Consider the following 19115-nt stretch of genomic DNA (forward strand, 5'->3'; position numbering starts at 1 on the left):
TTTGTTAGTTGCTAATTTGTAAAAATAGTTACATCCTTAACATAGAATTATTGTTTATATTTGAGTCTAACAATTTCAACAACAAAATGAAAAACAAATTCTATTCATTACTAATTCTATTTTTATTATCATTATCCGTCTTTGGTCAAAACACGAAAAAACCTTTCACAATTGGAGAAACTGTTTCTCTAACTTCTGAAATACTTGCTCAGGAAAGATTAATTAATATTTATTTACCAGAAGGTTATGAGAAGAATGACTCTATTCCTTATCCTGTAATCTATCTTTTAGACGGTTCTTCTAATGAGGATTTTATACACGTTTGTGGTTTGGTTCAGTTTTTAAATTTACAATTGAATATGCCAAAAACAATTGTTGTTGGTATTGCAAACATTGACAGAAAACATGATCTTACTTTCCCTACTGAAATTGAAGACTTAAAGAAAGATTACCCAACTACTGGTGGATCAGAAAAATTCATTTCTTTCATTGAAAAAGAATTACAACCCTACATCATTAAAAATTACAAAGTATCTGATAAAAAATATTTACTAGGACAATCATTAGGAGGATTATTAGCCACCGAAATTTTGTTTAAAAAACCAGAATTATTCACTAACTACATTATAATCAGTCCGAGTTTATGGTGGGACGATCAATCATTATTAAACGAAGCTTCTAAATATTTAGAAAAAATTAAAAAGAGAGTATATGTTTATGTAGCAGTTGGAGAAGAACACAAAGTAATGATTAAAGATGCTAAAGCTTTGGCCGCAACATTAAAGAAATTCCCAAAAGCAATAACTACAGATTTTCATTTTTTTCCAAAAGAAAATCATGCTACAATTTTGCATAACAGTTTGTATCATGCTTTTTTATTAGAATTTCCATATAAAGAACCAAAATAAAAAATTATGACACGAAGACTATTCCTATTCAGTTTTATATTTTCAGTTTTAATCAGTTTCAGTCAAGAAAAAATAAAACCTACTACTGCTTATAATTTTTTAAGCGCTTATCAAAACGTTAGAGACATTGCTATATCTAAAGATGAAAAAGAAATTTATTTCACAATTCAAAGTTCAGACGAACAAGTTTCTAAAATAGCCTACGTAACTAAAGAAAAAAACAAATGGAGCAACGTTAAATTAGCATCATTTTCAAGTGCGCATCGCGATATTGAGCCTTTTTTATCATCCGATGGGTTACGCTTATATTATGCCTCAAACCAACCATTAAATGATTCCATTTCTGAAAGTAAAGATTATGACATTTGGTATGCTGAACGAAAAAACAAAAAATCAGATTGGTCAAAACCAATACGATTAGGAAACAACGTCAATTCGGACAAAGATGAGTTTTATCCATCTATTGCAGACAATGGAAATTTATATTTCACTTCTGAAAACAATCAATCCTTAGGGAAAGATGATATTTTCGTTTGCAAATGGAATAATAACAGTTATTCGAAACCCGAAAACTTAGGGGTAACTATTAATAGTGATGGTTATGAATTCAATGCTTTTATTGCTCCAAATGAGACTTTTTTAATCTATACTTGTTACAAACGAGAAGATGGTTTTGGAAGTGGAGATATGTATATTAGCTATCGAAATGAAAATAATGAATGGGAAAAAGCTAAGAATTTAGGTAATGAAATAAACTCATCCATGATGGATTATTGTCCTTTCTACGATTCTAAAAACAAAATACTTTATTTTACTAGTAAAAGAAATACTGTTACAAATAAACAATTCAACTCTTTTGATGAATTTCAAAAAGAGATAAACAAGAATGAAAATGGATTTAGTAGAATTTATAAATACAACATTTCGCTATAAAATGAATTTACAACCAACTTTAACAAACCATTTAATCACACTAAGACCTTTAGTCGAAACTGATTTTGATGCTCTTTACAATGTTGCTTCTGATAAACTTATTTGGGAACAACATCCAAATAATGATCGTTATCAGAAATCTGTTTTCAAAGAATTCTTCGCAATTGCATTAGCATCTAAAGGAGCTTTTGTAATTATAGATAATAAAAGTAATTCTATAATTGGTTCTTCTCGATATTATGAATATGATTCCGAAAAAAAACAGCTTGTTATTGGATATACTTTTATTGCTAGATCTTATTGGGGAACAAACTACAATCGAGCATTAAAAGAATTGATGATGAATTATGCTTTTCAATTTGTTGACGTTATCCATTTTCATGTTGGAAAAACAAATTTCAGATCGCTAAAAGCAATGGAAAAATTAGGAGGCGAAATTATTGGACATGTTGTTTCTACTACAGGAGTTGTTGGAAATCCTATATATGAAATTAAAAAAGAAAAGAAATTTAATCTCCAAAATAGTTATTTCACAGCTAAAACATAAAATATGTTAAAAAAATTAACTTTTTCACTAAACCTTTTTAGTTTTTCTGCATCTAATAGATATGAACTAAAAATTTTTAATATGAAAAATTTAAATCGTTTTTTTATTTTAGGCTTAGCTGTTTCAAGTTTCTTTTTCCTTTCATGTGAGAAAGAAACAGTAGAAGAAGTCGCTGTTGATCAAGATTTATTAAGTGCAAATGCACAAATTGACTTTTCAAACGAATTAGACTTTAGTACAGGATTAGATGTTAGTGCAGAAAATAACAGTTACTCTAGTAAGACAGGTTCTACTGAAAAATACTTTCCGCAATGTGCAACTGTAACTGTAGATGATGCAACTCCTGGAGTTTTTCCTAAAGTTTTTACAGTAGATTTTGGAGCTGGATGTTTAAGTAACGGAATTAATCGTTCTGGTATTATAACAATTACATTGACTAATTATTTAGCTAATTCTGGTTGCGTAATGACAATTGAGCGTTCTAATTATTATGTAAATGGAAGAAAAATTGAAGGAACAGTTGTTTATGAGAACATTACTTCGAATCCTCAAGTTCCAAAATGGACAAGAACAGTTAGTAATGGACAATTAACAACTTTAACTGGTGCAATTTTTACATTTTCTGGAACAAGAACTGTTCAACAAACTGCTGGTGTTAACACATTAACTTTAGGAGACAATATTTATGAAGTACTTTCTGGAAACCATACAGTAAACAGACCAAATGGAACTTCATTAACAGTTACTATTGTTACACCGTTAATTAAAAAATATGCTTGTAACTACATTTCACAAGGACAATTGAACTTACAAGGTACATTTTTAGATGGAATTTTAGATTATGGTGATACTACTTGCGATAATCAAGCAACATATACACATTCGAATGGTGCTATATACAATGTTTCCCTTTAAAAAAATAGAAGTTACTGATTAAACAAAACATCCTTTTATTCACATAAAAAGGATGTTTTTCTATTTATTACGTTTCTTTTATAAACTCATAAAACGTAAGAAACAAAAAGTTCGTAAATTTGAAAACAAAAAAGTTTATGAATCTTTCTATAGAAACTCCTGCACTACTCTTTTCTGCTACTTCCTTAATTTTACTTGCCTATACAAATCGTTTTTTAACTATTGCTCAAATTATTAGAAGCTTAAAGAAAACGTATGAAGAAGAAGAAAATAAAACTATCCTATTAGAAATAAAAAATTTAAACCTTAGACTAACACTTATTCGATACATGCAATTGTTCGGAGTAATGTGTCTATTTCTCTCTGTTTTTGCAATGCTTCTACTCTTCATCGGTTATACCTCAATAGGAATATACCTTTTTGGGTTATCGTTACTTTGTTTACTAATCTCTTTAGGTCTGTCTTTTTGGGAAATTAGTATTTCGGTTAAAGCATTACGATTGCATTTGAGTGACTTAAAAGATTAGCTTCAGAGCGCAACAGCTTGTAAAGCTTGTTTCAATTTTTCAATTTCAAAAGGTTTCCATAAAAATCCACTAAAACAACTCACTTCATAATTGTCAGCAGTTAGCATTGTATCGGCAGTTAAAGCTAATATTGGTGTTTCGTTGTTTAAGTTTTTTGTCGTTTTTATAAGTCGCGTTACTTCAAAGCCATTCATTTCTGGCATATGAATATCCATTAAAATGAAATCAAATAATTGTTCTCCAACAACTTTAAGCGCTTGTTTTCCATTAACTACATGTTCAGAAACCATATTCCATTTTGAAAGAATCTTTGTTAACAAGGCTGCATTTATCAATGTATCTTCAACTATTAGGACTTTTTTTCCACTTAAATCTATTTCTTTTCCTGTTTCTTTCAACACAAGATTACTTGCTAATACTCGATTCATTTTTAGTGTAAAATAGAAAGTAGAACCTTTACCAATTGCACTTTTTATCTTAATCTTACTTTCGTGTAGTTCCACAATTTTTTTCACAATAGCTAAACCAAGTCCTGTTCCTCCTTGACTTCTTGTTAAAATTGGCTTAATTTGAGAAAAGCTTTCAAATATTTCGTTTTTGTCTTTTTTAGAGATTCCTTCCCCTGTGTCTTTAACTTCAAATAAAATCTTATCGTAATTACTTTTAATCTTTAACAATATCACAGAAACTTCAACCGATCCTCTTTCTGTAAATTTTATAGCATTACTAATAAGGTTATTTAAAATTTGAGTAATTTTAGTTTCATCTAATAAATACGGATATTTCCCTTTAACATCAAAATTTAATTTCAATTTTAAACCTTTATCTTGTGCTTGTTTTTCGTAAACATTCACCACTTTTTGAACCAATTCTGAAAGATTTACTGGTGACTTTTCTAATTTAGATTTCTGTGAATCTAGCTTTGTAAAATCTAAGACATCGTTTACAATTTTAATAAGGTTAGATGAAGCAAACTGAAGACTTTCTAATAACTTTCCACCTTCTTTCGTTATTTCATCTTCAAGCAAAGCAACTATAGATGTAATAGCGTTTAGAGGAGTTCTAATTTCGTGACTCATTATTGAAAGAAACTCTTGTCGCATTCTTACTGCATTAATCTCATCTAAATTATTCTTTTCTAAAATTAATTGCTTTTCTTTATTAAGTTTCGATTCATTTTTAAGTACTTCCATCCTAGAAATCATCTCATAATTCTCAATAACTTTTAAAGTTTGAGCATTAATTACAGCTTCTTTTTCTTTTTGATAGCGTTCTAAAAACTCTAGAGCTAAATTGAATTCTCCTAGTGCTTTGTAAATTAAATAGGTTAGTTTATTCAGTTTTATTGTAGACATTGCTAACTTCAAATTATCAGCAATTTCCAAACCTAACAATGCATATTCTAAAGCAAGATTTAGTTTTTTCATTTCAAAATACATTTCACCTAGCTTAGTATAGGTCATGGCCAGACCTGTAGTTTCTCCCATTTCCTTATGAATATCTAAAGCTTTAAAATAATACGCTTCAGCTTTGTCAAACACTCCTAAATAAAAAAAGACTTTAGCTTTTCCATATAAAGCATAGGCCATCCCTCTAATATCGTCTGTTTTTTCTTTTAAGCTTATCGATTTATTTATAAAGTCCATGGCAAATTTCAACTTTCCGTTCTTTGCCAAAATGCCCGATATATTGTTATAGACATTCGATTCCAGATTGAGGTCTTTTACTCTTTTAGCATTTCTTACTGCATTTTTATAAGATTTCAATGCATTATTTTGATCGCCAATATAGCCATAAATTGTACCTAACGATTTTTCTGTTCTAGATTGATTATAAAAATCGTCGTGCTTTTGATAAATTTTTAAAGCATCTATAAAGGCAACTAAACCGAGATGGTATAAGTTGGTTTTATAATAAACACCTGCTAAACTATATTTAGCATCTGCAATACCTTTTTCATCATTAAGGTCTGTAAAAATCTGCAACGCTTCCTTAGAAAAAAAAGTAGCTTTTTCCATTTCTCCAACAACCATATAATACAAAGCCAATTGACTGTAACTCTTAGCTTCTAGTGATTTATTGTTAATAGCAATACTACTCCCCAAAGCTTCATTGGTTAAAATTATGCTTTTAGAAAGGTTGTTAATTCTAATACGATGGGCTTCTTCTAGCAATAAAAGAATCTCTTTTTCTTTTTTGCTACCATTGGTTAGGTTTAACATTTATGTAAATTTGGGACAATAAATATATAAAAAAAATAATAAAAACATATTTTAAATGCATATATCTATGAATTAGACACAAAATAACACTATTATTTTAAACCTTTTTAACTTTAAACTGTCTTATTGTTAAATACTCACAATTAATTAAAAGATAGTTTATTTGAATTACGTCTTTTACAAAAGTCAAAAATATTTAATATGAAGAAGGGTTTATCAATTTTAATTGTTATTCTAGGAATATCATTAAACTACGGACAAGAAAATTCTGGAGACAACTTTAGTTTGGAAGGTGCTCTAGAAATGTTTAAAAAAGCAAATTCTTTAGAAGAGTTTGAAAAATTCATTAATACCGAAGAAAACAACATCAACAATTTAGATTTAAATGACGATGGTGAAATTGATTATATAACAGTCGAATCTTTAAAAGAAGAGAATACCCATGTGATTATTTTATCTACTTATTTAGATGAAGAAACAATTCAAGATATTGCAACAATAGGAATTGAACGAACCGATAAAGAATTTGCTGTTCTTCAAATTGAAGGAAATGAAGATTTATATAGTCTAAACACAATCATTGAACCGTTTGATATTGAAGTAGAGTCTTACACTTCGAAAAGAGGTCCAAGCTCTTATGAAGTTTTACCTGTTAAAGTAATTGTTAATGTATGGTTTTGGCCTTGCGTTAAATTTGTATATCATCCTAAATATGTTGTTTGGAAATCGCCATATAGATGGAAAAAACACCCGAACTATTGAAAACCATGGAAAACTTACAAACATATTAACTTTAAAAGTAAATGTGTGAGACATAATACACATTATCACAAAACAAAAACACATCGTATTGTTACTGCTAAGAAAGTTTATAAATCAAGAAAAAAAGCAACTATTATTCAAAAAAACAAAGCTAAAAAAACTAAAACAATTAGAAATAGAAAGCGTTAACAGCTTCATTTTCAAGCTTTCTTTAAAAGTCTTAATATTACCATTAAGACTTTTTTATTCAATAATCCAAAGCAAAACTGGCTTTGTGCTTTTTTGTAATTCACTATCAATTTCTTTCATAAACTCATTAGATACAGCTGGACAACCCCAGCTTAAAGGACTATATCTCGGATATACTTCTTCATCTTTTACCGCGTCCCAAGAATGAAGTACTACTACTCTTTTTACTGCTGTATTATTGGTTTTTTCTAAACCATGAATCCAATATTTAACATTAATTCCCCATGAACTATAGTCTCTTTTACCAATTTTATATTTCCCTTTCATGGAGCAATGACTTTCATTCTTTGTACTAAATTTTGCTTTTTCCCATTTTTCTGGATTTTCTTCAAACTGATCGCAACTTCCATGAGTAACTAATTTCTGTTTTTTAATTTCGTTGTTCTTAAAATCATAAACAAAAAATCTATTTTTACCGGAATGAATACTAAAATCTAAGAGATAATAAAAATCTTGATTAAATCCGTTTTGCTTAGCATATTCTAACGCTTCTTTGTGAAAACTCGAATATTCTTTTTTCGTTTCAACAATCGAATTCTTGATTTTCTCCTCCTTCACTTTATTATTACAACACAGAAACGCTATAAAACAGATGAACAGTACATTTTTCATTCTTTAATTTTTGTTTGAATGGTAATTATAAAACTTTTTTCAAACCTTTTGTGTTAAAAAATATCTAAAAAACAGAAAATATTTCAACTATGAATAATAACACTCTTTGGTCTATCGTTTTGGCGCTTTGTAATGATTTAAAACAAGCTTCACTTTTACCTTATGTTACTATTGTAGTATTTTCAGAATTTGGAAGAAGAGTAAAAGACAATGGAAAAGGAACCGATTATGGAACCGCTGCACCAATGTTTATTATTGGAGGAAATACTAAAGGAAGCATTTTAGGTTCTAATCCAAATCTAACAGACTTAGATAATGATGATTTAAAATTTGAGATTGACTTTAGGAGTGTTTATGCTTCCATTTTACAAGAACATTTAGCCTTTAATCCAACACAAATTGGCATTAAAAATCCAATTTTAAACGGATTATTTTAAAAATTTTAACCTAGAAACCAATTCCTTTACCTTATATTTGCGCCCCTTAAAAAAATATGAGAGATGTCAAAGAATGAATTAATTAAAGGTGTTTTTTTAGTTGGCTTAGGTGCAACTAGTTATGGAATGCTTGCAACCGTAGTAAAATTAGCCTATAAAAGCCAAGAACAATATACAACAGCTGAAGTTACTACATCACAATTTGTGTATGGAATCTTAGGTATGTTATTGATCAATTTATATCAAAAATATAAAAACAAAAATCAGGTGGTTAAAGCAAGTTCTAAAAACATTTTTCATTTAATGTTAGCAGGAACTTCATTAGGAATGACTAGTGTTTTTTATTATTTATGTGTTAAATATATCGATGTTTCTATTGCAATTGTTTTACTAATGCAAACGGTTTGGATAGGTGTTTTAGTAGAATGGTTTTTAGACAAGAAAGCTCCTTCTAAACAAAAATCGTTAGCTGTTTTGATTGTTCTTATTGGAACTCTTTTGGCTACAAACTTACTTTTTAGCGAAGTAGAGCTTAACTGGATTGGTCTTTTTTGGGGAATGTTAGCTGCAATTTCTTTTACAACAACTATGTTTACAGCTAATAAAATAGCACTTGGAGTTTCTTCTGCACAACGTAGTTTGTATATGCTATTAGGTGGTGGAATCATTGTCTTATTTTTTAGCCTTTATACACAAACAGAAGCTTTCAATTTTTCTATTTTTGGGCAGTTTGGTGTTTTCTTAGCTCTTTTTGGAACTATAATTCCGCCTATTTTAATGAATGCTGGTTTTCCAAAAACAGGACTTGGACTTGGAAGTATCGTTTCTTCTTTAGAGTTACCTGTTTCTGTTTTAATGGCTTATTTTCTTTTAAATGAAACAGTAGTTTTCTCACAATGGTTTGGAATAGTATTAATTATTACTGCTATTGTTATTATGAATATTAATTTTAAACGAAAAAAATAGACACTTAATCGATATTCTGCAAGTATTTTTTTTCAAAATTTATTTTAAAATCTTCATTTTTCCTACTTTTAAAGTAATCTTTTCTATATAAACGTTTTGTTTTATACAGTAAAGAGAATAAACAATTAAGAACTAAAATTTTAAATCATGAAAAAACTATTTGCAGAATTTTTTGGAACATTTTGGCTAGTATTTGGAGGTTGTGGTAGTGCTCTTTTGGCAGCAGGAATTCCTGAACTTGGAATTGGATTCACAGGAGTTTCTCTCGCGTTTGGTTTAACTGTACTTACAATGGCCTATGCTGTAGGGCACATTTCAGGAGGACATTTTAACCCCGCTGTCTCTATAGGCTTATGGATAGGTGGTCGCTTCCCTGCAAAAGAACTTGCTCCTTATATTGTTTCACAATGCGTTGGTGCAGTAGTAGCCGCTGGAACACTATATCTAATTCTATCAGGAAAATCAGGATTTGAAATAGACCCTACTCAAGCTGGTGCTTTTGCTTCTAATGGATATGACTCTTTTTCCCCTCAAGGTTTCTCCATAACTTCTGCTTTTGTTGCAGAATATGTACTGACATTATTTTTCCTAATTATAATACTAGGAGCTACAGATAAATTAGCTAATGGAAAATTTGCAGGCTTAGCCATTGGTTTAGCATTAACATTAATACATTTAATAAGTATTCCAATTACTAATACATCTGTAAATCCTGCACGTTCTTTATCGCAAGCTATTTTTGTTGGTGGAGAGCCCTTAGCACAAGTATGGTTGTTTTGGGTTGCTCCAATTTTAGGTGCAATTACAGGCGGACTTATTTATAAAAATTTTCTAGGAGATAATAAATAACATCTATATTTTCATATATTTGAAGAGCAATGCACTTAATGTATTGCTCTTTCATGTTTATACAATATGCTAGACTTATTTCCAAACGAAAAAATCACACTTAAGCTACCCGATGCTACTTTCGAGTATTATCCAAATTTCTTTACTAAAGAAAAAGCCGATTTACTTTTTAAAAAACTTCTGATTGAAACGCCATGGCAACAAGACACAATCACTATATATGGTAAAACGCACTTACAACCTAGATTAACCGCACTATATGGTAATGAAGGAAAACCTTATTCATATTCGAATATTGTTATGCATCCTCATCATTGGAACGCTACGTTAATGCATATTAAAAATGAAATAGAAAATGTTATTCAGGTAAACTTTACAACAGTATTACTAAATTTATATAGGAATGAAAAAGACAGCAATGGTTGGCATGCAGATGATGAAAAGGAATTAGGTAAAGACCCTATAATTGCTTCATTAAGCTTAGGAGAAAACAGAACGTTTCAGCTAAAACATAATAAAAAGAAAGACGCAAAGCAAAATCTAGTTTTAAATCATGGTAGCTTGTTATTGATGAAAGAAGGTAGTCAAACCTACTACAAACACCAATTACCAAAAGCTTCTTCCTCTAAAAAAGATAGAATAAATTTAACATTTAGAACGATCATTTAAAACACAAAAAAAAGACATTCAACACATAAGCATAATTAACAAATTGTAAAAAAAAGATATATTTTGCATTTTTTAATATTTTTTTAGTAATATTGAAGTGTATAACATTAATTAAAAAATAGATTAATTTTTCATGTAATGAAAAAAAATAAAGTATCAGAATTAGACAGTAAGACAATTGAAAGAATTGTTAGTATGGCACAAGAGGAAAAAAAACCTTTTGAAGTGTTAAAAGAAGAATTCGGAATCATCGAAAAAGATGTAACTGAATTAATGAAGAAAAAATTATCTAAAGATAATTTTGAAATTTGGAAGAAAAAAGCAGTTGCAAGTAAGCCAAAGCCGAAACCTTTAAAATTTGATCCTTTACAAGACGACGATTTAGACAGCAAATATTACTTTAAAAATAAATTTGACTAAAATTCTCAAACCTCCATTTATTGGAGGTTTTTTTTTTCATACTGTAACAAAAAAAACAAATTTGCGTCCAATGTAAATATCAATAAAGATTAAAATGAAAAAAATATTTTTAACACTTGCAGTTGCAAGTTTTATTTGGAGTTGTAAAACTGGTCCTTCTAGTTCTAAAAAAGATGAAGTTGATGTTTTAATAGATTTAGTAAATGTAAAAGACGATAAAGTAATGGTAACCATTGCAACACCTACTTTTACTACCGAAACAACAACTTTCAATATACCAAAAACTGTTCCAGGAACTTATTCTGAAGACAATTATGGTAAGTTTATTGAAAACGTTCAAGCCTTTGACGCTAATGGAAACGGATTAACAATTACAAAATTAACAGAGAACACTTATAAAATTAGCGAAGCAACTAAATTATCAAAAGTTACTTATTTAGTAAATGATTCTTTCGACACTGAAAAAGGTGGTGGATTTGGTCAAAGTGAAGATGTTTTCTCTCCAGCAGGAACCAATATTAAAGCAGGTGAAAACTTCATGCTAAACACACATGGTTTCGTTGGTTATTTCGAAGGAAAAGAATTGAGTCCATACAAATTAACAATTACTCATCCTGCTACTTTACAAGGTGTTTCTGCTTTAGTAGACACTGATGATAGTTCTGATAAAGACGTTTTTATTTCTAAAAGATATGCAGAATTAGTAGACATGCCTTTAATGTATTCTAAACCAGACATTACTACTTTTATGGTAGATGACATGGAAATTATCATTAGTGTATATTCTCCAACTGGTAAATATACCGCTGCTGACATCACTCCTAATATGGAAACAATGATGAATGCTCAAAAGCGTTTCCTTGGACCAATTAATTCTACTAAAAAATATGCCATTCTTTTATATCTTTCAGAAGCTAACGAAGTTGATGCAAAAGGATTTGGAGCTTTAGAACATACTACATCTACAACTGTAGTTATGCCAGAAGGAATGGAATTAGAGCAACTACAAGAACAATTAAAAGATGTCGTTTCGCATGAATTTTTCCATATCGTTACACCTTTAAGTGTTCACTCTAATGAAATTCATTATTTTGATTTTATAAACCCCAAAATGTCTGAACATTTATGGATGTATGAAGGAGTTACTGAATACTTTGCAAATCTTTTCCAAGTAAATCAAGGCTTGATTGATGAAGCTGAATTCTATGAAAGAATGTCACAAAAGATTCAACAATCTAAAATGATGAACGATAAGATGAGTTTTACTAAAATGAGTAAAAACGTTCTTAAAGCACCATACAAAGATCAATATGTTAATGTATATCAAAAAGGCGCATTAATAGCCATGTGTATGGACATTATTATTAGAGAGAACAGTAATGGTGAAAAAGGAATTTTAAACCTTATGCAAGATTTATCAAAAGAATACGGCAGTAAAAAACCATTTAAAGATGAAGAATTATTTGCTAAAATAACATCACTTACATATCCTGCAGTTGGAGCATTCTTAAACAAATATGTAGCTGGAGAAACTCCAATTCCATACGAAGAGTTCTTTGAAAAAATGGGCGTTACAAAAACTACTATTGAAGTGCCTGGTAATGCATTCTTAAAAGACATGCAAGTACCATACATTAGTGTTGATCCAGGAACAAGAGAAATCTTTTTCTTACCGAGTATTGAACCAAATGATTTCATGACAAATCTAGGTATTCAAGGTGATGACAGATTATTATATGTTAACGATATTGAAGCAAATCTACAAAATATAGAAAACATTATTGTTTCATCTTTTAGCTGGAAAGATGGCGACCCAGTTACAGTTAAAATCAAAAGAGACGGTAAAGAGCAAGAATTAAAAGGTACTGTAAAATTACCTAAAGAAAATAGAGAAGGATACCAATCTACAGATGAAAACAAAAAAACGGTTAGAGAAGGCTGGCTAAAAGGCTAATACTACCTAACAATATATTTAATCCTCAAAGCACATTGCTGTTTTGAGGATTTTTTTTATTATTTTGCGTGCAAATAAAAAAAACATGCACAATCCTCCTTTTTTTACAGATGACACTATTGTCTTTGGATTATTAATGCTTCTTTTAGGAATCGTTTTTTACACATCCTCTTCAGAAGATAAAGCATTAAAAAAATTCTATAGTGTAGTCCCTGCACTTTTAATGTGTTATTTACTTCCTGCAATATTTAGCTCCTTTCATATTATTGCTCCAAAATGGGAAGAGATTTCTTCAACAGGAGAAATTATTAATAAGGAATCTAAAATTTATTTTATTGCAAGTAGGTACTTACTACCTGCTGCATTAGTTTTAATGACACTAAGTATCGATTTAAAAGCATTACTCAACTTAGGCTACAAAGCGATATTTGTTTTCTTAGCAGGAACTGTAGGAATAATTATTGGTGGACCAATAGCTATTTTAATTGTATCTCTATTTTCTCCAGAAACCGTAGGTGGAAATGATTTTGATGCCGTATGGAGAGGTTTATCTACCATTGCAGGAAGTTGGATTGGTGGAGGAGCAAATCAAGCCGCAATGTTAGAAATTTTTAAATACAATCAATCTAAGTATGGAGCAATGGTATTAGTAGACATAGTTGTAGCTAATATTGGAATGGCTGCTTTATTATATGGAATTGGCAAAAAAGAAAGAATAAACAAATGGTTAAAAGCAGACAATTCAGCTATTCAAAAACTACAAGACAAAGTATCTAACTATCAAGAAAGTGTTAAAAGAAATCCATCGTTATCCGACTATATGGTTCTCATCGCTATCGCATTCACTTCTGTTGGATTATCGCATTGGGGATCGCAAATAGCATCCGAATTCTGTAAAAACACTTTTGAGTCAGTAAATAACCCAAAAAGTTTTTTTTCAACATTTGGAGGAACATTTTTCTGGATGATAACCATAGCTACAATTATTGGAATTATATTATCGAACACTAAACTTAAAACCTACGAAGGAGCTGGAGCAAGTAAAATAGGTAGTATTTTTATCTATATACTTGTAGCCTCAATTGGAATGAAAATGGACTTATCTGCTGTTTTTGACAACCCAGGATTAATTGTTGTAGGAATTATTTGGATGTTAATTCATTTTATCATCATATTTGCGTTTGCAAAATTAATTAAAGCGCCCTACTTCTTTATAGCGGTAGGTAGCCAAGCTAATGTTGGAGGAGCTGCTTCTGCACCAGTTGTTGCCGCAGCATTTCACCCTTCTTTAGCAAGCGTTGGAGTACTTTTAGCTATATTTGGATATATTGCTGGAACATACGGAGCTATACTTTGCGCCTTTTTAATGGAAACTGTTTCACCTTAATAAAAAAATAAATTAACACCAATATATACAATGAAAAAATTATTGCTTTTAGGAGTTGGACTATTAACTTTAATCGCTTGTGATAAAAAAGAAACTCCAGAAGGAAGTTTACACTTAACTGGAAATATTAAAGGTCTTAGTCAAGGGAAATTATACATTCAAAAAATAAAAGATACTTCTTTTGTCATTTTAGATAGTATATTATTTAAAGGTGATTCTCATTTTGAAAGTACAATTAAATTAAAGAGTCCAGAAGTCTTGTTTTTATTTTTAAACAGAGGTCAAACAAACTCAATAGATAATAATTTATCCTTTTTTGCTGAGCCTGGAGAAATGAATATAGAAACCAATCTTAAAGAATTCTATGCTTCTGCAAAAATTACTGGATCTAAAAACCATGAGCTATTAACTGAGTTTAATACTTTTAAAACAAAATTTAACGAAAAGAATTTAGAGTTAATTGAAAAAAGAATCAAAACTGGAGAAAAATTAACCCAAGAAACAACAGATAGTATCAATAACGAATACCAAAAATTATTGACAAGAAAATATCGTTACACAGCTAATTTCGCTGCTACACATGGAGATTATGAAGTTGCTCCTTATTTAGCATTATCAGAAATTGGAGATATTAATATTGCTTTTCTAGACACTATCACAAAAAAAATGTCTCCGAAAATAGCAAAATCAAAATACGGAAGACTACTTAGAAAGCATATAAAAGAAAGAAAGAAAAACGAAAAATAATCTTTTCTTTTCAAAAAACACTCAGAAAAAGGCAAATGAACAATCATTTGCCTTTTTTGTGTTTTAATAATTTTTAACCAAATAAATAATTACATTTGATAAAACTATAAATCAACTGGTTACACATTTTTCTAAAATCTAAAACATGACAAAAACATTACTTGCTCTACTTATACTTAGCGCAATAGGTTGTAAAAAAGAATCTAAGACAGAAGTCAGCCCAACAACGGAAACACCAATAGCAAATTTCTTTCCTTTCAAACACAATTTAAACGACTTTAAACTATCTAAATCCGAAATCCCTGGAGAAGGTGATTGCTGGGGAGAAACAAACGAATACACAAAGGATAACGTAAAAATAATTTCTGAAACAATTCAATGCTCAGAATACAGTCAAAATATTTTCCATTATTTATTAAATAAGGATAGCCTAAATATTGTTCATCACATTATGTATGAATCTTCTTTCGATGAAAAAACGAGTCAGCCAATCACAATTGCAAGTGAACTTGTTTATGACTTTACAATGAATCCTGCTATTTTATTTAAAAAAACAGACACACTCTCCAAAAGAGATATTAAACTATCTAAAAAAGAACTAATTTCAGAAGAACTAACAGATACAAACAAAAAGTATTCTGAATTATTGTCTCAAATTCAAACATCCAAAGAAATAACATCTTCAGAAAACACCGAAATAGCTACTACATTTACTTTATCACAAAAAAACACTATTGAAAACGAATCTGGAGCTCCAAGTACAGAGATTTTCGTTACTCCTTCAAATTCTGAAAAACCTATTTTCATTGTAAAAGATTACAATTTAATGCCAATCGACGACAATAGCCGTTCGAATTATAACATTCCAAATAGCTCAAAATTTGCTTTTCAATCTTGGTTTGCAGGAGGTGGAGCATTATATTATGGTGTTTTAGAAAATAAAAACTTAAAAATATTTAAAAAATTCATTGACGAAGGCCAATCGGAAAATTCAAATTTCAAACTACTTAAAGAGATTCCTTTTACTGAAACTAATTCAACTATACCAGATCATTATATTTGCTATAATGGTGATTCGAATAAAAACCTACAGATTATGATTTCATTTCAAAATGAAAAAGCACTAACTGTAAAATATAAAGACCAAAAAGACTCGATAAAACTTGAATTTGAAAACGAATCATACAACAATAATACCTCTGCTCCAACAACAATTTCAAATTATAAAGAAATTATCGACAACAAGGTTACTGGGAAATACAAACTTACACATTCAGGAATTTGGGATTATGTTATTTACACAAGAAGTAAGGATGGAAAAACATTCAATTTCACCATTAACCATGAAACACTTACTGGTGAAGGTTATTCAAAATCACCTTGCTTTTAATCGATTAAAAACACTTAAAACGTAAACAAAACTAAATGCTTAAACACTTCTTTATCATTCTATTTTTAAGCTCTATTTCTTATTCTCAAGACTACAGACTCATTAACAAAGCCGAAAAACTTTTAAATAGCAACACACCTAATTTTAAGAAAATAGATAATTTATTAAAACGAGCATCAAAATCTGATTACGGTTTCTGTGCGAATGCAAAAAATATTGCATTAAGCGAAATAGAATATTTAAAAGCTAGAAAACATTTCATTAAAACGGAATACAGCAAATCTTTATCCATTTTAGAATCAAATACTGTTTGGTCTAAAGCTAACTGCTCTGACTCTTTAAAAGTGCTATGTTTATTTAAAATACACGGAAAAGAAACAATTCGAAATTTAATTTTAGAACACAAAAACAAATTAACTTCTTCTTGTGCTAGTAAAAACTACAATACAATATGTTTACAACTACAAACAATCGATTATATATTTTGCTTTCATGATCAAAACAATGGATTTTCAAAAAAAGATGAAACTATTTTAAAGACTATTGAATATACCAATTTTTATACTTCTTAAGTTTACATTTTAAATAAAACACTAAATTAAGAAATATAAATCAGAAAGAACAAAAGAGTGTAATAAGGTTACTATATACGGTGAAGTTATCGACTTCGACAACATTGATAATCCGCACTCTTTTCTACTAAAAATCACGTTCAGTTCTGTGAGACATTAGATCTCGTTTTCAAGTTGTTGTGATGTTAGTATTGTGTTCTTTCATAAAAACAGTTCTTATGACTAAATATAAGGAAATTTTTGGAGTTGACATTAGTAAAGATGTATTTGATGTTTATGGAAGTAAAAGCGGACATAACCAATTTGAAAACACATTAAAAGGCTTTATAAATTTTCAAGAAAGTTTACCCCAAAAAGCATTAGTTGTTATGGAAGCAACAGGTTATTATCATTATAGATTAGCACAGTTTTTACACAGTAAAAGTATAGCTGTTTCAGTTGTAAATCCTTTATGTGTAAAGCGATTTATACAAATGAAATTAGCCAAAATAAAGACCGATAAAAGTGATGCTAAGTTTATTTGTGAGTACGGAGAATTTAACGATGTTACTTTATATAACGCATTAACAGAAACACAAAGTGAGTGCTTACAATTGTTTAGGTTAATGGATAGTTACATAAAGAAGCGGACTATAGCAAAGAATAAGCTACATGGTGAAGAAGTTTTAGGATTTCCATCTAAACATGTTTATCATTCTTTAAACCGAAACAAGAAACATCTGGATAAAGAGATAAAAGCAATTGAAGATAAGTTGATGAGCTTAGTAAAATCCGACCAACAAGAGCAGTTAACTTTGTTAAAAACAATTCCTGGAATAGGAGATAAAACGGCATTATTTTTAATTGTAATAACCGATGGATTTAGGAAATTTGAAAAGGCATCGCAATTATGTAGCTATGTAGGAATTACGCCAACCATTCGTGAGTCAGGAAGCAGTGTAAAAGGTAGAAGTAGAATAAGTAAAGTTGGCAACAAAAAGTTGAGAAATCTATTGTTTCTCTGTGCTTTTAATGCTTGTAAAGTCAACAGGGCTTGTCGCCAAATTTATGAACGAATTGTAAATAAAGGAAAGAGTAAAAAGTTAGCATTAATAGCTGTTGCAAATAAACTTTTAAAACAGAGTTTTGCAATTGCAAAATCAGGCTTACCGTATTGTGAAACTCACGTTTCAATATTACCTAAATAATAGGTAGTTATATATAATATAAAAGGTTCAAAAAAATAAAAATTATCTTGAGCCAAAACTTATAATGTCTAAAATTAATGAAGAAAAATGTTGTTTTTTACCTCAGTTCTTTGTTATTTGAAGATGAAACCAATATAGAAATCGATTAAAAAAAAATCATGAACACAAAAAAAGACCATCAATACTGATGGTCTTTTTAATAGAGCCAGTGGAGGGACTCGAACCCACGACCTGCTGATTACAAATCAGCTGCTCTAGCCAGCTGAGCTACACCGGCAACTCTATTGCTTTAATGCGGTGCAAATATATATTAGTTTATTTTTATATCCAAAGGAAATTGTATTTTTTTTATAAAAAATAATTTACAAAAAAAAGACTATCATTTCTGATAGTCTTTTGAAATAGAGCCAGTGGAGGGACTCGAACCCACGACCTGCTGATTACAAATCAGCTGCTCTAGCCAGCTGAGCTACACCGGCAACTCTATTGCTTTAATGCGATGCAAATATAAGTCAGTTTTTTATATTTGCAAAAAAAAAGCAATTTTTTTTATCCTTTTTTTCTAGTTCAATCCGTTGATCTTTTCAACTATTTGATTAGCAACAACTTCAAAATCTTTACGAATTTGAGAAAAATGAGCTTTTTTATTCTCTACGTCTTTTTGACCAATTTTTGTTACAAAACCATCATACTTTTCGTAGATTTCATCAATAATAACATCCGTTGCTTCTGTAGGTTTTCCTCCATTAGTCATTTCCCATACATAAACGATGTTTACTAAATCACCTAAAACATAGTTGATTTCTTTTTTCAAGTTTTTAACGCTTGCCATTTTATATTTATTTAAAAATTTTACGCAAAA

Annotated in this window: 20 protein-coding genes and 2 tRNA genes; 17 read left to right on the top strand and 5 right to left on the bottom strand. The window is 29.6% G+C overall.

Translation table 11 applies throughout. From position 1 onward, the window contains the following. The first annotated feature begins 86 nt into the window (after window positions 1-86). The 5 genes from L2Z92_RS00470 (at window position 87) to L2Z92_RS00490 (ending at window position 3830) form a co-directional block, all read left to right on the top strand. Window positions 87-908, top strand: a complete 822-nt coding sequence (locus tag L2Z92_RS00470) for an alpha/beta hydrolase (RefSeq protein WP_236456896.1) — start codon at window positions 87-89, stop codon at window positions 906-908. Window positions 909-914: 6 nt separating this feature from the next. Further along, window positions 915-1841 (top strand): TolB-like translocation protein, encoded by a 927-nt coding sequence (locus L2Z92_RS00475; RefSeq protein WP_236456897.1) that lies wholly within the window; start codon window positions 915-917, stop codon window positions 1839-1841. A gap of 1 nt (window position 1842) precedes the next feature. Continuing rightward, entirely contained in the window at window positions 1843-2388 is a 546-nt protein-coding gene (locus L2Z92_RS00480; RefSeq protein WP_236456898.1) for a GNAT family N-acetyltransferase, read from the top strand. A gap of 81 nt (window positions 2389-2469) precedes the next feature. Beyond that, window positions 2470-3303, top strand: a complete 834-nt coding sequence (locus L2Z92_RS00485; protein ID WP_236456899.1) for a hypothetical protein — start codon at window positions 2470-2472, stop codon at window positions 3301-3303. A gap of 137 nt (window positions 3304-3440) precedes the next feature. Further along, the gene (locus L2Z92_RS00490; RefSeq protein ID WP_236456900.1) at window positions 3441-3830 is read left to right on the top strand and encodes a DUF2721 domain-containing protein; all 390 of its coding nucleotides are present in this window, start codon (window positions 3441-3443) and stop codon (window positions 3828-3830) included. 2 nt (window positions 3831-3832) lie between these two features. Here L2Z92_RS00490 and L2Z92_RS00495 read toward each other — a convergent pair whose 3' ends face one another. Beyond that, window positions 3833-6052: an ATP-binding response regulator gene (locus L2Z92_RS00495; protein ID WP_236456901.1), complete on the bottom strand. Its 2220-nt coding sequence runs from the start codon at window positions 6050-6052 to the stop codon at window positions 3833-3835. Window positions 6053-6253: 201 nt separating this feature from the next. Between L2Z92_RS00495 and L2Z92_RS00500 the strand changes: the two genes are divergently transcribed. Next, window positions 6254-6814, top strand: coding sequence for a hypothetical protein (locus tag L2Z92_RS00500; RefSeq protein ID WP_236456902.1), 561 nt, complete (start codon window positions 6254-6256; stop codon window positions 6812-6814). 243 nt (window positions 6815-7057) lie between these two features. Here the strand turns inward: L2Z92_RS00500 and L2Z92_RS00505 are convergent, their stop codons facing one another. Further along, entirely contained in the window at window positions 7058-7675 is a 618-nt protein-coding gene (locus L2Z92_RS00505; RefSeq protein ID WP_236456903.1) for a murein L,D-transpeptidase catalytic domain-containing protein, read from the bottom strand. 89 nt (window positions 7676-7764) lie between these two features. Between L2Z92_RS00505 and L2Z92_RS00510 the strand changes: the two genes are divergently transcribed. The 11 genes from L2Z92_RS00510 (at window position 7765) to L2Z92_RS00560 (ending at window position 18253) form a co-directional block, all read left to right on the top strand. Further along, a complete protein-coding gene (locus L2Z92_RS00510; protein ID WP_236456904.1) occupies window positions 7765-8112 on the top strand; it encodes a DUF1501 domain-containing protein in 348 nt (115 codons plus the stop codon). Between the two features lie 63 nt (window positions 8113-8175). Further along, window positions 8176-9078, top strand: a complete 903-nt coding sequence (locus tag L2Z92_RS00515; protein WP_236456905.1) for an EamA family transporter — start codon at window positions 8176-8178, stop codon at window positions 9076-9078. Between the two features lie 147 nt (window positions 9079-9225). Beyond that, the gene (gene aqpZ / locus L2Z92_RS00520; RefSeq protein WP_236456906.1) at window positions 9226-9927 is read left to right on the top strand and encodes an aquaporin Z; all 702 of its coding nucleotides are present in this window, start codon (window positions 9226-9228) and stop codon (window positions 9925-9927) included. A 66-nt stretch (window positions 9928-9993) separates the two neighbouring features. Beyond that, on the top strand, window positions 9994-10596 hold the full coding sequence (locus tag L2Z92_RS00525) for an alpha-ketoglutarate-dependent dioxygenase AlkB family protein (RefSeq protein ID WP_236456907.1): 603 nt from the start codon (window positions 9994-9996) through the stop codon (window positions 10594-10596). Between the two features lie 138 nt (window positions 10597-10734). Further along, on the top strand, window positions 10735-11016 hold the full coding sequence (locus tag L2Z92_RS00530; RefSeq protein WP_236456908.1) for a DUF2805 domain-containing protein: 282 nt from the start codon (window positions 10735-10737) through the stop codon (window positions 11014-11016). A gap of 94 nt (window positions 11017-11110) precedes the next feature. Continuing rightward, the gene (locus L2Z92_RS00535) at window positions 11111-12970 is read left to right on the top strand and encodes a M61 family metallopeptidase (RefSeq protein WP_236456909.1); all 1860 of its coding nucleotides are present in this window, start codon (window positions 11111-11113) and stop codon (window positions 12968-12970) included. Window positions 12971-13055: 85 nt separating this feature from the next. Next, window positions 13056-14357: a DUF819 family protein gene (locus L2Z92_RS00540; RefSeq protein WP_236456910.1), complete on the top strand. Its 1302-nt coding sequence runs from the start codon at window positions 13056-13058 to the stop codon at window positions 14355-14357. Window positions 14358-14387: 30 nt separating this feature from the next. Beyond that, window positions 14388-15104: a DUF4369 domain-containing protein gene (locus L2Z92_RS00545; protein WP_236456911.1), complete on the top strand. Its 717-nt coding sequence runs from the start codon at window positions 14388-14390 to the stop codon at window positions 15102-15104. 145 nt (window positions 15105-15249) lie between these two features. Next, window positions 15250-16494, top strand: a complete 1245-nt coding sequence (locus L2Z92_RS00550) for a hypothetical protein (RefSeq protein WP_236456912.1) — start codon at window positions 15250-15252, stop codon at window positions 16492-16494. Window positions 16495-16529: 35 nt separating this feature from the next. Then, window positions 16530-17066, top strand: a complete 537-nt coding sequence (locus L2Z92_RS00555) for a hypothetical protein (protein ID WP_236456913.1) — start codon at window positions 16530-16532, stop codon at window positions 17064-17066. Window positions 17067-17284: 218 nt separating this feature from the next. After that, complete coding sequence (locus L2Z92_RS00560) at window positions 17285-18253, top strand: IS110 family RNA-guided transposase (protein WP_236456914.1); 969 nt, start codon at window positions 17285-17287, stop codon at window positions 18251-18253. 203 nt (window positions 18254-18456) lie between these two features. Here the strand turns inward: L2Z92_RS00560 and L2Z92_RS00565 are convergent. The 3 genes from L2Z92_RS00565 to L2Z92_RS00575 all read right to left on the bottom strand — a co-directional run bounded on the left by L2Z92_RS00565 (window position 18457) and on the right by L2Z92_RS00575 (window position 19085). Further along, window positions 18457-18530: transfer RNA gene (locus L2Z92_RS00565), tRNA-Thr, on the bottom strand. Between the two features lie 128 nt (window positions 18531-18658). Beyond that, a tRNA-Thr gene (locus L2Z92_RS00570) sits at window positions 18659-18732 on the bottom strand. An 83-nt stretch (window positions 18733-18815) separates the two neighbouring features. After that, entirely contained in the window at window positions 18816-19085 is a 270-nt protein-coding gene (locus tag L2Z92_RS00575; protein WP_236456915.1) for a hypothetical protein, read from the bottom strand. Between the last annotated feature and the right edge of the window lie 30 nt (window positions 19086-19115).

Source organism: Flavobacterium jumunjinense (assembly GCF_021650975.2).
GTDB classification, from domain to species: domain Bacteria; phylum Bacteroidota; class Bacteroidia; order Flavobacteriales; family Flavobacteriaceae; genus Flavobacterium; species Flavobacterium jumunjinense.